Below are 15550 nucleotides of genomic sequence, written 5' to 3'. Positions count from 1 at the left end.
GCCGCCCGACTATTTTGGTTCAGGACCGGGCAACGGCGCGGCCCCATCCACTTGAAGTCGCATTTTCATTATCTATCGCCCGTTGCAGCTGTCGGCGTACCTTCACGGCCGCCAGATCGTTGGACAGCAGCATGGGTTTGAGGTCGAAGAATTCCTCGCCCCCCATCTCCCTTTGGCTCGCGGCGATGATGGGGCCATCTTCCGTCTCGAACGCCGCGTGCATGGCCGCCGTCTTGAACCTATTATAGTCTCCATCCTCTTCCGCATGGTTTCGGCGCGTGGCGAAGAAATAATGGGTCTCATTCTCGTCGCCGGGCGTGCAGCTGTGCAGGTCATATTGGCTGACGCCCTGTTCGAAGGGCACATCGTCCTGCGCGGCCGCGATCGACAACTGGATGTTGGCGGGCGCCGTCCATGTGACGCGGATGCTGTGCCGCGCCGTCTCCTCCGGGCGGGGCAGGAAGGGGGCGAAGATTCCGATGGGCGGGGTCTGGCTGTAGTCCCAACTGGCCGAAACGCTGTGATCCGTTTCCTCCACCTGCGGGATCAGCGGCGACAATTGTCCGCGCGTCGTGATGATCTCGCCATGGACGTAGTCGACATGGCTGAGGTCCATGACATTGTCCAGGATCAGCCGGTAATCGACCGGCAACTTCATATAGGTGTGGCCGACGCCGTTGGCATGGCCCTCGTCCAGCGGCGCGAAGTCGGGCAGCAGCGCGGGATCGGCGGCCTCCTCCGCCATCCAGATCCACAGGAAGCCGTGCCGTTCGATCAGCGGAAAGCTGCGCACGACCTGTCCCTTGGGCAATTGGCCGCGGCCGTGCGGGTTGTGGACGCAATGCCCGCCCGCGTCGAACCGCAGTCCATGATAGGGGCAGGCGATGGCGTCGCCCACCCGGCTGCCCATGGAAAGCGGGGCGAAGCGGTGCGGGCAGCGGTCCTGAAGGGCGACCGCCTCTCCCCGCGCATCGCGGTAGATCAGGATCGACATGCCCAATATCCGGCGGTGGAAAAGCTGCGTTGCATCGACTTCGCTGGAGAGGGCGGCGACGTACCAGGCGCGCTTGAGATACTGGCTCTTTGCAGACATGATGATCCTTTTCCCATGGTCGCCGCACGGATGGCGGCTGATGCGGATCGTTCAGCAAGCAGCGTGCCAGATTGTGCGTCTCCGCCCCGTCCGTTCCGCATAAGCGGGCCGAAATCCCGTTCTTCCCGGACAAGGGGTGGGAAGGACATGCCGCGCACGACCACCTGTATGGGGGTGGAACAGGATCGGACTGTTGAAAATCATCTGCTTCTTCCCCTATGGTTGTCGAATAATCGACAGGAGTGGGGCGTGGCGCGGGCAGGCGGATCGACATCGGGCAAGTCGGGACTGGGGACCGCATTTCACGATGGCGGAGTCGCGCCCACCGGGGACCGCGACCTTGCCGACCTGCGCGACAGCTTCCATTTCGACCCGGCAAGCGCGGAGATCCGCCTGGGCAAGCGGCGGATGCTGCTGGTCGACGACATCGTCCTGGGCCAGTTGCGGCGCGAACTGGTGCGCGCGCTAGGCTGTGCACGGCGGTGACAAACCAGGCCAATGGAGCGCCGGCAAATTGCTGAGCGCGGCGGAGTAAAAACCAGCCATTGGTAAGGTTGCTCTTTTTGGAGCGGCCGGGGATGTTTGCCGTGGAGAGCTATGCAGCGGTACGCCGCTTTGTGTTTGTCGAAGGGAACAGCCAACGGGAGGCAGCGAAGGTTTTCGGCCTGAGCCGAGAGACGATCGCGAAGATGTGCCGTTTCTCGCTGCCGCCGGGCTACACGCGTTCCAAGCCTGTCGCCAAGCCGAAGCTGGGATCGTTGCTGCCGGTGATCGACCGGATTTTGGCTGAGGATTATGTTGCGCCGCTCAAGCAACGCCATACGGTCAAACGAATCTTTGAGCGGTTGCGCGATGAACATGGCTACGGCGGCGGCTATACGGTGGTGAAGGATTACGTTCGGCAGAGCCGTGTGCGTAGCCGCGAGACCTTCGTGCCGCTGGCGCATCCGCCAGGGCACGCCCAGGTGGACTTTGGCGAAGCGGTGGGAGTGATCGGCGGTGTGCGGCAGAAGGTGCATTTCTTCTGCATGGACCTTCCGCAATCCGATGCCTGCTTTGTGAAGGCCTATCCTGCCGAGACGACGGAAGCCTTCCTGGACGGGCATGTTTGCGCCTTCGCCTTCTTTGGCGGGGTACCGCTCTCGATCCTGTACGACAACACCAAGATCGCGGTGGCCAAGATCTGCGGGGATGGCAAGCGCGAGCGTACCCAGGCCTTCACCGGGCTGGTCAGCCATCACCTGTTTGCCGATCGCTTTGGCCGCCCGGGCAAGGGCAACGACAAGGGGAAGGTTGAAGGGCTGGTGAAGTATGCGCGCTCGCACTTCATGGTGCCGATCCCGCGCGCGGCGACCTATGACGACTTCAACGCAGAGCTGGAACGACGGTGCCGGGCCCGGCAGGACGAGCGAGCCGAACGCCACACCGAGACGATCGGGGAGCGCCTGGCGGCAGATCTGGCGGCTTTGCGCCCGCTGCCCGCCGGCACGTTCGAACCATGCGAGACCAAGGGCGCACGCGTCTCCTCGACTGCGCTGGTGCGCTACCGGACCAACGATTACTCGGTGCCGACCTGCTATGGCTTCCAAGACGTTGTCGTGAAGGGCTTCGTCGACCGGGTTATCATCCTGTGCGGCGGTGAAGAGATCGCCCGTCATCCGCGCTGCTATGGCGAAGCCATGTTTGTGGCAAACCCGCTGCACTATCTGGCCCTGATCGAGACCAAGCCGGGCGCGCTCGATCAGGCAGCCGCGCTTAAGGACTGGAATCTGCCGGAGGACTTCCAGCACCTGCGCCATCTTCTCGAGGTTCGGATGGGCAACAAGGGGAAGCGCGAGTTCATCCAGGTCCTACGCCTGCTTGAGGCGATGCCGATGGAGGTGGTGACCTTTGCGGTGAAAGAGGCAATCCACATCGGGGCAATCGGCTTCGATGCGGTCAAGCAGATCGCACTGGCGCGGATCGAGCGTAGACCGGCCCGGCTCGACCTGGAAGCCTATCCGCACCTGCCCAGGATGGAGGTCAAGACAACGCGCGCTGCTGACTATGCCAGCCTTCTGCCGGGGATGGCCGCATGAGCCGGGCCGGGGAAGACAAGATGCCCACCGGCACGACGGCGGGCACACCGCAGGTGCTGCTGGCGCATCACCTCAAGCAGCTCAAATTGCCCACCGTGCTGCGCGAATATGAGAAGCTGGCCCGGGAATGCGCACGCGATGGCGTGGATCATACCCGCTATCTGCTGCGCCTTATCGAACTGGAACTCATCGACCGGGAGCGGCGCACCGTCGAACGCCGTATCCGCGCCGCCCGGTTCCCGGCGGTCAAGAGCCTGGACACCTTCGAGTTCACCGCCATCCCCAGCCTCAACAAGATGCTCGTGCTCGAACTGGCGCGCTGCGAGTATATCCTGCGGCGGGAAAACATCATTGCGCTGGGCAACAGCGGGACGGGTAAAACCCATGTAGCGCTCGCCCTGGGACTGGCCGCCTGCCAGAAGGGCTTCAGCGTCCTGTTCACCACCGCTGCGGCCCTGGTGAACCAGTTGATGGAGGCCCGCGACGAAAAGCGCCTCCTGAGGATGCAGCGCGAACTGGCCGCCGTGAAGCTGCTGATTGTCGATGAACTCGGCTATGTGCCGCTCTCGCCGACCGGGGCCGAATTGCTGTTCGAAACCTTCTCCCAGCGCTACGAGCGCGGCTCCACGATCGTCACCTCTAACCTGCCTTTCGAGGACTGGACCCAGGTTCTGGGTTCTGAGCGGCTGACTGGCGCGCTCCTTGATCGCCTCACGCACCATGTCAGCATCCTGGCCATGAATGGCGACAGCTACCGGCTCAAGCAATCCGCCCGCCGCCGCACCGCCGGGGCGGAGCAAAACCAGGCCACCACGCCCGACTGATCCGCAGAAAAACGGCCAATATGCAAAGGGCCCCGATCGGGGCCCTTTGCATATCATCCGCGCCACATTCACTGGCCTGCTTTTACTCCGCCGCGCTGGCCTAAAATCCGACCGCCGTTGACAACCGAGTTCGTTCTTCGTAGCTTCGAAGCTATCTTCGATTGCCCAGCGATGGTTTTCGATTGAAACAAGCGCCTGGATGCCTATCCCCGCGGGCACCCGGTTGTGAAGAAAGCAAGATCACCGTCGCGGATATTGCAGGGGATCAGAAGGCCGCGGGTCCAAAGCCCGCAACCAAACTTCGGTCCAGATGGACCAACAAAGTTTCAAGAGGTCGCCAAAAAACTGCTGTTTTCAAGCAGTTGTCTCATGTAACATGGTCTCCTTTGGGATCATGACCGCTCAGGTGGTTTGCATGGGATTTGTTGGTCTTTTGGTTGGTCTTTGGAACAGGATTTCAAATCCCACGCACCGTTTTCAGGAGTCCTGACCGGTGCTGACCAACAGTCTCATTCAATCGATTTTACCCTCCGAGCGCCCCGTCAAGAAAGCCGATGGCGGCGGCCTCCACATCTGCGTGCTGCCCAACGGCAAGGCGCAGTGGCGCCTCTCCTATCGCTTCGACTACAGGCAGAAGACGCTGAAAGGCGGCACCTATCCCGAGGTCAGCATCGACCGCGCGCGGGTATGGCGCGAGGAGATGAAGGCGCTCCTCGCCGAGGGGAAAGACCCGGCCCATATCCGCCTGCTCCAGAAATATGAGATCAAGGCCGAGAATACGACCTTCCAGCAACTGGCCGAGGAATGGCTCGCGGTGAAGCGCGAAGGGTGGTCGGCCCGTTATGCCGGCGTCATTGAGCGGCGGCTTGAGGCGGACATCTTCCCCGTCATCGGCAAGAAGAAGGTCCGGGCGGTCATCCCCCAGATGATGCTGGAGGCCTTGCAGACGATTCAGGATCGCGGGGCGCTCGAAATGGCGCACCGGGTGCGCGGCTATTGCAGCGAGATCTTCCGGTACGGCATTCCGAGTGGTCGCGTCATGTCCGACCCCTGTAGCGATCTGGGTTCCGTGATGCGCAAGCGGGCGAGGGTGAAGCATCGCTCCAAGGTTCCGATCACCGAACTGCCGCGTTTCTTTGCGGCGCTCAATGCCGACACCGGCTCACGCCTCAGCCATCTTGCCCTGCGGTGGACCATTCTCACCATGGTGCGCACGCAGGAAACCCGTCACGCCCAATGGAGCGAGTTCGAAGGGCTGGGCGGGCCGAAGCCACTGTGGCGCACTCCCGCGGCGCGGATGAAGATGCAGTTGGAGCATCTGGTGCCGCTGCCGCCGCAGGCCGTCGAACTGCTCCGCGAGCTCAAGGAACTCAATGTCTACGGCAAGTTCGGCAACGAGCGGTTCGGGCAATATCTTTTCCCGGTCATTGGCAACACTGATGACACGATCAGTTCGAGCCGCATGCTGGTCTTGCTGCGGCGCCTCGGCGTCGGGGACAAGGCGACCGTGCATGGCTTCCGTTCGGTTGCCAGCACGATCTTGAATGAATCCGGTCGTTTCAACGCCGACTGGATCGAGATGCAGCTTGCCCATGTGCCGCAAGGGGTTCGAAGCGTTTACAACGCCGCGCTCTATCTCGATCCCCGCCGCAAGATGATGAAATGGTGGGCGGACTATCTCGACGATGCCGAGCGCGCCTCGAAGGCTATCGTCATCGAGGAGGTGGCCCCGAAGAAGAAGCCGGCCGAGGCGCTGGGCTGGTTTCAGTCGTCCTGGTAATCGGCCGGAGACCGCATCCATCGCATGATCCGCGACAGTCGCCAGGCAACCGCCCTGGCGCCTATTTTTTCGGGCGCGGGAAACGTGCCCAGATGGATGTCGCGATAGATGGACGCCTTGGGCTTCCCGGTTTTCTGGATCACCGCCCTGAGGCGAAGAAATTGCTCACTCATATCGTCCATTGCAAACCAAGCTCCTGTCCCGGTCTGCCCGCGCCCATATTGTGCCGCTTTTACAATCGCCAATCAAGGGCCGGTCGGCGCGTCCTGGCACGGTTTGAGCCGTCCGTCGTCGCTATGCCTGACAGCGCAAACCGCCTATCACTGACCGGAGATAATAAGGGATCGCTGTGTGAGGTCGATATTTGTGCGCGCGGGCCATTTGCTGGGGGCTCGCGTCGAAAGCGTGACGCAAATTTCCGGCGGCAGCCTTTCGTCGGTCAGCCGGCTTGGTTTGGTCGGTGGTGGGACGGCGATCGCGAAGACCGGCTCGCTGGTGGCCGTCGAAGCCACGATGCTGGAGGCGCTGCGCGGAAGGGGCGTGCCGACGCCGGCGGTCCTTGCGATGGAGGCCGAATTGCTGATCCTGGAGGACCTGCCGGCCGCGGGGCGGCTTGCCCGTGCATGGGCAAACCTTGCGGACATTCTCGATCATCTGCATCTGCCAACCGCCGGCGGCTATGGTTGGGACTCTGATTATGCCTTCAGCAACGTGGCCATTCCGAACGGTCGGAAAAGCAGTTGGGTCGAATTCTGGAGTGACAACCGGCTCCGCTGTCATCTTCCCCATGTTGATCGCCATCTGGGCGATCGCCTTGAGCAACTGGTCCGGCGGTTGGGCGACTTCCTGCCCGATCATCCCCCGGCCGCCCTGCTTCATGGCGATCTGTGGGGCGGCAATATCCTGGTCAATGACGTCAGCATATCCGGCTTGATCGATCCGGCAGCCTATTACGGCCACCGGGAAGTCGATCTGGCGATGCTCAGCCTGTTCGACAATCCGCCCGTCGCATTCTACGAAGCCTGTGGTCTCGAAGAGGGATGGCGTGAGCGGCAGCCCATATATCGCTTATGGCCGCTCCTCGTGCATGCGCGCTTGTTCGGCGGCAGCTATGTCAGGCAGGCATCGGCCTGCCTGGGCGAGATTGGGTTTTAACGACCCGGTGTTGTCGTTCCCGAGCCAAAATTGCGTTCCAGGTTCCGGACATTCATTAATGTGCGACGCTTCGGCTGGATCGCAGAAAATCGGCGCTCTCAGAGACGTCAAGTTGCGATCAAGCGCGATACTGGAAGATAAGGTCCGACCCTCAGTACCTCTGCCACGGACTGCTTGGATCAAATGATCGGGGATGCCCGCCATCGCTCTTGCAATGGAGTATCTGGCCCTTAGGTTCGAGCGCGTGAGGATGCCCGGATGAAGGAAGAGGCTGATTTGGCCCGCGAACGGCTGATCGTCGCGCTCGCTGGCGTGGCGAAGCAGGACCAATTGGCCCTGCGACAGGTTTACGAGCTCACTTGTGCGAAGCTATTTGGAATTTGCCTGCGTATCTCGGGCGACAAAGAGAGCGCGGAGGACATCTTGCAGGACGTATATCTCAAGGTCTGGAACAGGGCGGCCCGGTTCGACGCTGGGCGCGCCAGTCCCGTGACCTGGCTATGCGCGATCGCTCGCAACAGTGCGATCGACTGGCGGCGGATGGCGGGCAGAGCGGTTCTGCTGCCGGAGGATGCCGCATCCCAGGTCGCCGATGCACAGCCTAGCGCCGATGAGGCGCTGATGGCCCGGCAGGACCGGACGCGTGTGTTCGAGTGTCTGGAGCAACTGGACGACCGTACCGGCACGTCGATCCGCGCTGCCTTTTTCGACGGGCTGACCTATGCCGAACTGGCGGAAAGGGCGGCAATGCCGCTGGCAACGATGAAAAGCCTGATCCGGCGGGGGCTGCTGCGGTTGAAGGCCTGCCTGAGCGATGAGTGACGCTCTGACCCCCGAAGAGGAACGCGATGCGTTGGCGGCCGAACTGGCGCTCGGCGTTCTGGCGGGGCCGGAGCGGGCGGCGGCATTGCGGCTGCAACTGTCCGATCCCGTTTTCGCGCGCCCGGTGCAGGACTGGGAAGCGCGGCTGGCGCCACTGCACGGCGCATGGGAAGGTGTCGCTCCGCACGACGCCGTGTGGGACGCAGTGGCGGCGCGGATCGCTGATCCAACCGCCCGCCTGCAAATACGCCTTTCGCGGTGGCGCGCCGGAGCGCTGCTGACTGGCGCGATCGCCGCGGCGCTGGCGATCGTCCTCGTCATGCATCCTTTTGGCTTTGCGCCGGTGTCCGCGCCGACGGCTGTCGCGCAAATGGTCGGCGAAGCGGACGGGCCGGTTGTTCTCGCCCGCTACGACCCGCAGGCGGTGGAGATTCGTCTCCGCGTCGTCGCTGCCGTCCCGGCAACCAGGCTATTTCCCGAATTATGGGTGATCCCTGACGGCGGCGCGCCGGTGTCGCTGGGGCTGATCCCGCGGGCGGGTCGGACATCGGTGCCGCTATCCGCCCAGCAGCGCCGGCTGCTGGTCGACGGCGCCACGCTGGCGATCACCATGGAGCGGCAACATGGGGCTCCGCACGCCGCGCCCAGTTCCGCGCCGATCGCCGCAGGAAAAATATCGCTTCTCTGACTGCGGGCGAACGCATCCTTTGGCGCAAAGCTCCGTAGCTAGGCTACCTCCCCCAAATCGGGATGGCGTTTTAGGAGCTTTTCCAATGAAATTTTCCAAACTCGCACTCATCGTGGCCAGCGCCACAAGCCTGGGCGGCGGCGGCATCGCCATTGCCAAGGACATGATGATGAAAAATCCGATGGTTGGCGGCGCTGCCATGTATCCGACCAAGGACATCATCGACAATGCCGTCCATTCCAGGGATCACACTACGCTGGTCGCCGCCGTCAAGGCCGCCGGGTTGGTGGAGACGCTCAAAGGTCCCGGTCCTTTCACCGTCTTTGCCCCGACCAATGCGGCCTTCGCCAAACTTCCCGCCGGGACCGTCGAGACATTGGTCAAGCCAGAGAACAAGGCCATGTTGACCAAGATTCTCACCTATCATGTCGTCCCCGGCCGCATGACTGCGGCCGACATTGCGGCGAACGCCAAGGCTCATGCGGGCAAGGCGAAGCTGACGACGGTTCAGGGAGAGGCGCTGACTGCCTGGAAGAAGGGCAATGCCTGGTATCTGACTGACGCCAAGGGCGGCTCGGCCAAGGTCACCATCGCCAATGTGATGCAATCCAATGGCGTCATCCATGTTGTCGATACGGTGCTGATGCCCTGACTCGATCGCGTGTCCTCTCAATTGTGGAAGTCCGCCGATCTTGTCCGTTTGGCGGGCTTCCTTCGTCCCCATGGCGCTTTCGCGCCGGGCTGCGCATTATCCCTTGTCTTGCGTGGAGGAACGATGGGCTGGCGATGGAGATGGGTGGTGGCGGGAGCATGCGTGTTCGCCGCGATGGTTGCAGCCGCCGTTTCGCCGCTACGGACCTTCGACCTGCTTGTTCCCAAGGATGAGGGCGGAGTCAAAGTGGCGAGCGACATTCCCTATGGCGCGGGACCACGGCAAAAGCTGGACATATATGCACCGCGTCAACGCGCTGCGAATGCGCGGCTGCCAGTCATCCTGTTCTTCTATGGCGGCTCCTGGGCCAGTGGCACGCGAAAGGGCTATGAGTTTGTCGGCCGGGCATTGGCGGCGCAGGGCTTTCTGGTGGTCATCCCCGATTATCGGATCGGCCCTGCCAATCTCTATCCCGACTTTGTGAAGGACGGCGCCAGCGTCGTTCGATGGATCGCCGCGCATGGAAGAGAATATGGCGGCGCCCCGACCAATATCGTGCTCAGCGGCCATTCGGCGGGCGCCTATATCGCCGCCATGCTGGCGGTCGACGATCGCTGGCTCGGCAAGGATAGACAGGCGGTCAAAGGATTGGTGGGGATAGCCGGCCCCTATGACTTTGCGCCCTTCGACCTTCCTGCCAGCAAGGCCGCGTTTGGTACATGGCCCAGACCTGCCGACACCCAGCCGGTGAGCTGGGCTGGCGCAGGCGATCCTCCCGCGCTGCTTATGGTCGGCGGTTCAGACGAAACCGTGCGTGCGCGCAACAGCGAGGCGCTTGCTGCGAGGCTGCGAGCCGGCGGCGTCACAGTCCGGATCAAGCGTTATCCCGCTATTGGTCACATCGGCATGATAATGGCCATGGCTCGTCCGTTTCGCTATCGCGCACGCATCGTCGCCGACGCCGCGAAATTCGCTCGACAGGTCACCGCCGTTGATTGACCACGAGAGCAGTTGCGGATCAATTCCGGGGTCGACCCTTCTCAGACGCTCAGGGGCCAAATTTCGGCCATCAGCTGCTGACCGTCAGCTTTCCCGCGGGTGTCTACCAATACTTGCCGCTTCTTACATTGGACGCAAAGGGCTGCTTTCAGCATTTAAATCGACCACGGTTTCAGCAGGCTGGTGCCCGACATCCAGTATCTGGCTAGCGCGGCCCGGCTTTCTAGATCTTGACTGTACCGTTTGGCGCGGGTGGGCCGGCCTCGGCGCTATGCAGGTACACCGCTCTCAACTCTGTTTTGTAGTGCGTCTCGCTAACCCGTCGGACCTCTAGGCTTGCGAGATCGAGCTGCAGCGTCATGGGTCGCTCGTCCATCAAATGCTTATAATCAGGCTTCGGCGGCAATGATGGATCAGCCGGTTTCAGCGACATCCAGATGGTGTCATCCTCTTCGCCCGGCCGCCAGTTTACGTCGACGTCATATTGCAGAGCAGGGCTAAGCGGTTCGACCCGTGCTGCCCGGTTGAACAGGACGATATTGCGATCCGCCGAACCAGTCTGAGTTGACCGGTAGTAGAGCCCATCAATGGCAGGTGTCAGGCGCTGGGCAAGGAAGTCGGCCACTACTTGGGTCGGAAGATAGCCAAAGCCTTGGTCACTGGGCATGACCGGTTGGGCGATCTGGCGACCAAATGCACGAAGGAAATCGACCCGCTCGTGCTTGCGGACGTAGTCGGGATCAAAATGGCTAATCCTACCGTCGATCTGCGCGAGGCGATCAACATCAAGAATCCTCAGCCTACGGGTGGGCGTGAAACGGCCCATAACAACCCAGGCGCCGACCGGTGCGCGGATCTCAGATATGCACGTTTCAGGCGTGACCGCGCCATAGAAGACGGAGACACCGGCGGCGTTCATACGCCCGGCGGTCGCCGAGCCATTGGGAGGCGGGCCGAGTTCGGCATGCGGGCTCCCAACGATTTTGAGCAGCGTTGTCTCACTCTCGGCCAGCCTGGCCCTCCAAAAACTTGTGGCGCCCGGCTCGATGGTCTGTATCACGCCCTCGTCGGACCAGGTGCGCTGGTCGTGCAGCCCGGTGAAGATATTCTCAAGCCATTGCTCGGCGCATCGGTTGAAATAACGCGCTTCCTGCCGGACGGTCTTGCTGAAAGCTCGCCAGCGATCGTCTGACTCGTCCTCGTCCGGCCCATCCGGCACGTAGGCTTCGAATGCATAGGGATCGGTATCCTTGCCCAATGCATCGAGATGGCCATAGATTTGCGACAGGTCGTCAACCATGTCAAATGCGAGGTCCCGACTGATGCCGGCGATGCGGCTGAAGATTTCATGCGCTTCCTGCCCCGGCCCAGGGCGAAACTGTGCCGTGAAGACTTCGTCGATCCACGATTTGAGATCTTCGACGGCCACGCATTTGCGTATCTTTCCACAATGGTCGCAGCGCGCCCGTTTACCCTCGGATTTGGCGCGCGCCTTGAGAAAGAGATCGCCGATGCATTCGTGGCAGATTAGGCTTGGGGGAGCATCCATAGCGTGACTTTAAGCACTCCGATGTCCGCCGCCAAGTCGTAGGTCATACGGGTCAGTTCGTCGAGATGAAGCTGGCCGTCCGCCCCCATCCGGACGTTCGCGGCTTGCATTCAGCTCTTAGATGTGGCCATCGGTTCATTTCCAGTACGGGCTCGCGATCGGTGCCCGCCGCCCAATAGTAGCGCCTGAATTCCCGCTAGTGCGGTCCCGTTCAGGCGGCCGAGGAAACCAACCCCTGCTCGCCGCTTGGCGCCAGCTCGCAATAGGTCACATTCAGGCCCGCCGCCTGGCATTTGCGCAGTAGGAATTGTGCTTCAGACGAATCATGCGTCGACAGGATGACTTGATAGTCTAGATGGCGGACCATGTTGCGAAGTAGGTCGATGAACGCGCTGCCGTGAATGATGTCGTTATGCTGGAGCGGATCGTCCATCAGCACGCAGCGCCAGCGCGACCAAGGAAAGGCGGTACTTGCGGCAAACAACGTGCTGACGCTCATCGCCGACAATTCGCCTTCGCTGAAGAAATAGTTTGGGCTAAGTGGCAGTTCCTTGGTCTCGCCATCCCCCGCGCGGGTCTGGATCGACGATATGAGCCTGGCGCGATTGAGATGATGCTCGGCGGTGTAGGCAACCGAACCGTCGGCGCGCGTGAGCAACGCGTGGGCGAAACGGCCGATACTGTCATTAAGCGGCTTCAAGACACCGGCGGCAAAGCTGTTCGCCTTGGAGCGCAGGTTCTTGCGCAGCGCCTGGACGCGTCGCCGCGCGACAGTCGCCCGTTCGAGCTCCAGCTGGGTGCGATTCAGGAGCCTGTCGAGCGCCGCCTCAGTCGATTCGTCCCGGCCCGGCTTGAGCGTTTCACGAAACGTCGCGATGCGCGCTTCGAGTTCGGCCAGATCCTTGTTGCGCAACCATTGCTCATAGCGCCCGAGAAGCTCCCGTCGCCGATCCTCGATCTTTTGCAGCCGGGCCAGGTTCCGCTCGCCATTGGCGAGAATGTTCTGGACCAGACTGACGGACGGCGTGCCGTCGAGACCGAGGTCCGTCCATTCGCCAAGCAAGGTGGCCTGCCGTTCCGCGCCTTCGGCAATCAGCTGTTCGAGACGGGTGATCAGGGCGGTTGCGCTCACCACGGCGGCACGCTTTTCGTCGAGTTCCTGACGCGCGCGCGCGCGATTGGTGGCCGCTGCCTCCAGCGCAGCCGCTGCCGCCTGTACCTCCCGTGATAGCAAGGCAAGCCGCGCGAGCAAGGCCTCGAGGCCCAAATCCCCGCTTCCCTCGGCGACGCGGCCGACGATCCCGGTTGCTTCCTGTCGTTCCGCTAGCAGCGCCGCGATCGCTCCACTCGCCGCCGCTTCCACTTCGCGCAGGCGACTCAGCTCGATCTCGGCATCGCGATGCGCCGCGACCGCGGCCTCCTCGTCACCCATCGCAGCGATCTCAGCGATACATTGGTCGAGATCACGCAGCCGGTCATCGCGCCGCGCGGCAAGGATTTCAGACGCGGTGTCGGGAGCCAGGCCGGCGAGCTGAAGTCCTTCCAGCTGGTCGGCGAGAGCCTGGCTGCGTACCGCACGGCCGGTTATTTTCGCCCTTATCGTCGCAATCGTGCCGTCCAGCGAGGTCAGCTCGAGCGTTACCGCCGCCCGCCGCGCCGCCAGCGTCTCGGCCTGGCGCTGCAGTTCAGCGGCATGCTGGCCGGCGTTGTCCTCGGCCGCCCTAATACTGGCAAGGAGTTCCCCGGTCGCGAACGCGGTGTGACATAACGGGCACTCCGCGTCATGCGCGGTGAGGTGGCTCGAAATCGCCTGGACAGCGCGTGCGATCACGCTCGCACGGTCTTCAAGTGCGCGGAGCGCCGCGGCATTGGCCTCGATTTCGCTTGCGAGTTTCTGGTCGTCGCCGGCAAGCTCGGCCCTTCGCGACCGGGCAACCGCCAGCTCCGCTTCGATGTCGTCGCTGTCCAGCCGCTGCTCTTCGACTAGCGCCAGATAAACGCGAACGGTCTCGGTAAGCGCATCGACTCGCGCGATATCTCTGCGAAGGCTCGCGGCGCGCGCGCCCCGCGCGCGGGCATCAGTGACGATGGCCGCGAGCCGGTTCACCTCGAGCGCTTGGCGTTCTGCAGCGCTGCGTGCATCATCCACCTCTGCGCCCAGCGCGGCCACGCGCGGAGCGCTTTCCTTGAGGAAGCGCGCCGCCACGATTGCGGCCGTGAGCGCGGCATGTTGATCGGTCAGCTGCTGATGCATCGCCGCTTTCGTATCGCGCTCGCTCGTCAGCGACTCGATCCGCTCCTCGGCCGCGGCAAGGGCGCTTTGCCGTTCGCTCAGTGCGGTGCGTTCGGTTTCGAGGTCGGACCTTGCCGCCGCCACTAGTCTGCCGGTTTCAACATAGGTCGGGATCCGTGGTGCGATCTCGAGTACCTGGTCCCGACGGCGCGTCGCCGCGGCGATCGCGTCCGCGAACATCCCGGCTGCCGCGGCAAGGGCAGCTTCCGGATTGGCCCCGCCTGTGGGCAGCGACGGCAAGCCGGCTTCGGCGAGCAGGGCGCCAAGGTTGTCAAGCGCCGCGTCGCCGTCAAGCGCATTGTCGGAAAAGGCGAGCCGGCTGAACCGCTCGCGCAGCGCGGTCAGCTCGCGCCATTCCCTCGCGCGACCCTCGGCATCGTTCGCCGCCGTCTGCGCGGCCGCGACGGCGCGGTTCATCGCCTGTGTCGCGGCCTGTCCGCCTAGGCGCTCGCGAATGAGATTGATCTCGTCGATGCCGGCCGGCCCCTCAAGCAGGCGCCACTGCGCGCTTGAATCCCGGATTGAGAAGCGTTGCACCGAGGATTGGCCGAGAAAATGGGTCATCGACAGATAGTGACCGAGATCGCCGATCGACGGCCAGGCCTGCGATTTCAAGAACGCCGCAATATCGGCCGCGGCAGGGCCGTCGGCACCGACCCTGTCGATCGGATCACCATCGCTGAAATAGAGACTGACCCGGTGGCTCCCTTCCTTCTGGCCGAATCGGGTCAGCGGATCGAGATCGGGGCGCGGCAGCCCGTCGAACCGGCTGATCCGGTCGGTGAGGCACCATTCGATCCCGTCGAAAAAGGTGGTCTTGCCAAGGCCGTTAGAGCCGGTCAGCAGCACGATGCCCGGGCCGGGCACCATATCGAGTGCGAAATTCTCGCCATAGGTGCGAAAATTCGACAGTTCGACGCGGCGGAGGAAAAGTGGCGCGGTCATCAGCTGTCCTCCGGGAGCGGTGTCGATTTGATGATCGCCGCGATCAGCTGGTCGGGCGTTAGCGAGGAATCGCGCACGATAGCGTCCCATCCCTCCGGTAAGGCGAGTTCGCGCAGCCGGTCGAGGCGGCGCGGACGCAGCGCATCGGCCCAGGGACGAGCGAGGAAAGTCCGCTGCAGGAAGTAGGCGGCGTCCTCGATCTTGGGTGCATCGGACGGCAACCAGACGAGCTTGCGGCACACCCGGTCGTCGATCTCGACCTCTTCAGCGAGCTGCCGCCAGAGCATATCATCCATCGAGCCGAGCGGACCGATTAGGAAAAGCTGCAGATTGGCGGCCTCCTTGCCCAGCCATGCACGCGCGATCATCGCCTGATTGCGGTAGCGCCGGACCTCATCCTGAACAGCGCGGCGCGTCCGATCGCGCAGCGCCCCAAGCAGCACCGGAATGCCGTCGATGCGGTAGGCAGCGATATTGGCAGGCAGATCCTCGCCGACCCGCAGGTTCGTCGCGGTCTCGACACCGACGTTTTCAGCATCCTTGCCGGCCAGGACTTCGGTCACGAACCGGTCGCGCAACCATTCCTCATCGGCTGAGGTCACCACGACATCGAGCGCCCGCACAGCGGCGAGCAGTTCTACTTTGGCGAAGATCTCACCACGTGCGCTCATC

The 15550-nt window shown here is 62.8% G+C and carries 14 protein-coding genes and 1 pseudogene; 9 read left to right on the top strand and 6 right to left on the bottom strand.

Going from position 1 to position 15550, the window contains the following annotated elements; all coding sequences use genetic code 11:
* Nucleotides 1-19 precede the first annotated feature (19 nt).
* Nucleotides 20-1093 (bottom strand): Rieske 2Fe-2S domain-containing protein, encoded by a 1074-nt coding sequence (locus tag EGM87_RS22265; protein ID WP_025548049.1) that lies wholly within the window; start codon nucleotides 1091-1093, stop codon nucleotides 20-22.
* A gap of 249 nt (nucleotides 1094-1342) precedes the next feature.
* Between EGM87_RS22265 and EGM87_RS22260 the strand changes: the two genes are divergently transcribed.
* From EGM87_RS22260 to istB, 3 genes are all read left to right on the top strand, one after another.
* Entirely contained in the window at nucleotides 1343-1579 is a 237-nt protein-coding gene (locus tag EGM87_RS22260; protein WP_253719189.1) for a XylR N-terminal domain-containing protein, read from the top strand.
* 92 nt (nucleotides 1580-1671) lie between these two features.
* Complete coding sequence (istA, locus tag EGM87_RS22255; protein WP_137708766.1) at nucleotides 1672-3171, top strand: IS21 family transposase; 1500 nt, start codon at nucleotides 1672-1674, stop codon at nucleotides 3169-3171.
* A gap of 20 nt (nucleotides 3172-3191) precedes the next feature.
* The gene (gene istB / locus EGM87_RS22250; protein WP_030538513.1) at nucleotides 3192-3995 is read left to right on the top strand and encodes an IS21-like element helper ATPase IstB; all 804 of its coding nucleotides are present in this window, start codon (nucleotides 3192-3194) and stop codon (nucleotides 3993-3995) included.
* A gap of 123 nt (nucleotides 3996-4118) precedes the next feature.
* Here the strand turns inward: istB and EGM87_RS22245 are convergent.
* Nucleotides 4119-4285 (bottom strand): annotated as a pseudogene (locus tag EGM87_RS22245) (IS701 family transposase); the annotation flags it as partial.
* Nucleotides 4286-4488: 203 nt separating this feature from the next.
* Between EGM87_RS22245 and EGM87_RS22240 the strand changes: the two are divergent.
* The gene (locus tag EGM87_RS22240; RefSeq protein ID WP_137708767.1) at nucleotides 4489-5775 is read left to right on the top strand and encodes a tyrosine-type recombinase/integrase; all 1287 of its coding nucleotides are present in this window, start codon (nucleotides 4489-4491) and stop codon (nucleotides 5773-5775) included.
* Here the strand turns inward: EGM87_RS22240 and EGM87_RS22235 are convergent.
* Entirely contained in the window at nucleotides 5760-5957 is a 198-nt protein-coding gene (locus tag EGM87_RS22235; RefSeq protein ID WP_137708768.1) for a helix-turn-helix transcriptional regulator, read from the bottom strand. The two genes, EGM87_RS22240 and EGM87_RS22235, sit on opposite strands and share 16 nt — an antisense overlap.
* A 169-nt stretch (nucleotides 5958-6126) precedes the next feature.
* Between EGM87_RS22235 and EGM87_RS22230 the strand changes: the two genes are divergently transcribed.
* The 5 genes from EGM87_RS22230 (at nucleotide 6127) to EGM87_RS22210 (ending at nucleotide 10091) form a co-directional block, all read left to right on the top strand.
* Nucleotides 6127-6930 (top strand): fructosamine kinase family protein, encoded by an 804-nt coding sequence (locus EGM87_RS22230; protein WP_137708769.1) that lies wholly within the window; start codon nucleotides 6127-6129, stop codon nucleotides 6928-6930.
* A 258-nt stretch (nucleotides 6931-7188) separates the two neighbouring features.
* The gene (locus tag EGM87_RS22225; protein ID WP_137708770.1) at nucleotides 7189-7752 is read left to right on the top strand and encodes a sigma-70 family RNA polymerase sigma factor; all 564 of its coding nucleotides are present in this window, start codon (nucleotides 7189-7191) and stop codon (nucleotides 7750-7752) included.
* A complete protein-coding gene (locus EGM87_RS22220) occupies nucleotides 7745-8440 on the top strand; it encodes an anti-sigma factor (protein ID WP_137708771.1) in 696 nt (231 codons plus the stop codon). Before EGM87_RS22225 ends, EGM87_RS22220 begins: the two co-directional genes overlap by 8 nt.
* Before the next feature lie 85 nt (nucleotides 8441-8525).
* On the top strand, nucleotides 8526-9092 hold the full coding sequence (locus EGM87_RS22215; RefSeq protein WP_137708772.1) for a fasciclin domain-containing protein: 567 nt from the start codon (nucleotides 8526-8528) through the stop codon (nucleotides 9090-9092).
* A gap of 147 nt (nucleotides 9093-9239) precedes the next feature.
* The gene (locus EGM87_RS22210; protein ID WP_253719188.1) at nucleotides 9240-10091 is read left to right on the top strand and encodes an alpha/beta hydrolase; all 852 of its coding nucleotides are present in this window, start codon (nucleotides 9240-9242) and stop codon (nucleotides 10089-10091) included.
* A gap of 223 nt (nucleotides 10092-10314) precedes the next feature.
* On the opposite strand, the gene EGM87_RS22205 is transcribed toward EGM87_RS22210, so the two are convergent.
* From EGM87_RS22205 to EGM87_RS22195, 3 genes are all read right to left on the bottom strand, one after another.
* Nucleotides 10315-11520, bottom strand: coding sequence for an RES family NAD+ phosphorylase (locus EGM87_RS22205; RefSeq protein ID WP_171009933.1), 1206 nt, complete (start codon nucleotides 11518-11520; stop codon nucleotides 10315-10317).
* Nucleotides 11521-11851: 331 nt separating this feature from the next.
* Nucleotides 11852-14878 carry an ATP-binding protein gene (locus EGM87_RS22200; protein WP_171009934.1) on the bottom strand — a complete coding sequence of 1009 codons (3027 nt, stop codon included), beginning with the start codon at nucleotides 14876-14878 and terminating at the stop codon, nucleotides 11852-11854.
* The gene (locus tag EGM87_RS22195; protein ID WP_137708776.1) at nucleotides 14878-15549 is read right to left on the bottom strand and encodes an ABC-three component system middle component 1; all 672 of its coding nucleotides are present in this window, start codon (nucleotides 15547-15549) and stop codon (nucleotides 14878-14880) included. Before EGM87_RS22195 ends, EGM87_RS22200 begins: the two co-directional genes overlap by 1 nt.
* Nucleotide 15550 lies beyond the last annotated feature (1 nt).

Origin of the sequence: Sphingobium sp. RSMS, from assembly GCF_005406185.4 — a bacterium.
Lineage (GTDB): Bacteria > Pseudomonadota > Alphaproteobacteria > Sphingomonadales > Sphingomonadaceae > Sphingobium > Sphingobium fuliginis.
The sequence above is the reverse complement of the archived record's forward strand: the minus strand, read 5'-3'. Positions and strand labels throughout refer to the sequence as shown.

Bases quoted from the DNA above. Each gene is read 5' to 3' on its own strand.
- EGM87_RS22235 (WP_137708768.1), bottom strand. From the start codon at position 5,957: ATGGACGATATGAGTGAGCAATTTCTTCGCCTCAGGGCGGTGATCCAG.
- istA (WP_137708766.1), top strand. From the start codon at position 1,672: ATGTTTGCCGTGGAGAGCTATGCAGCGGTACGCCGCTTTGTGTTTGTC.
- EGM87_RS22220 (WP_137708771.1), top strand. From the start codon at position 7,745: ATGAGTGACGCTCTGACCCCCGAAGAGGAACGCGATGCGTTGGCGGCC.
- EGM87_RS22265 (WP_025548049.1), bottom strand. From the start codon at position 1,093: ATGTCTGCAAAGAGCCAGTATCTCAAGCGCGCCTGGTACGTCGCCGCC.
- istB (WP_030538513.1), top strand. From the start codon at position 3,192: ATGCCCACCGGCACGACGGCGGGCACACCGCAGGTGCTGCTGGCGCAT.
- EGM87_RS22195 (WP_137708776.1), bottom strand. From the start codon at position 15,549: ATGAGCGCACGTGGTGAGATCTTCGCCAAAGTAGAACTGCTCGCCGCT.
- EGM87_RS22200 (WP_171009934.1), bottom strand. From the start codon at position 14,878: ATGACCGCGCCACTTTTCCTCCGCCGCGTCGAACTGTCGAATTTTCGC.
- EGM87_RS22225 (WP_137708770.1), top strand. From the start codon at position 7,189: ATGAAGGAAGAGGCTGATTTGGCCCGCGAACGGCTGATCGTCGCGCTC.
- EGM87_RS22215 (WP_137708772.1), top strand. From the start codon at position 8,526: ATGAAATTTTCCAAACTCGCACTCATCGTGGCCAGCGCCACAAGCCTG.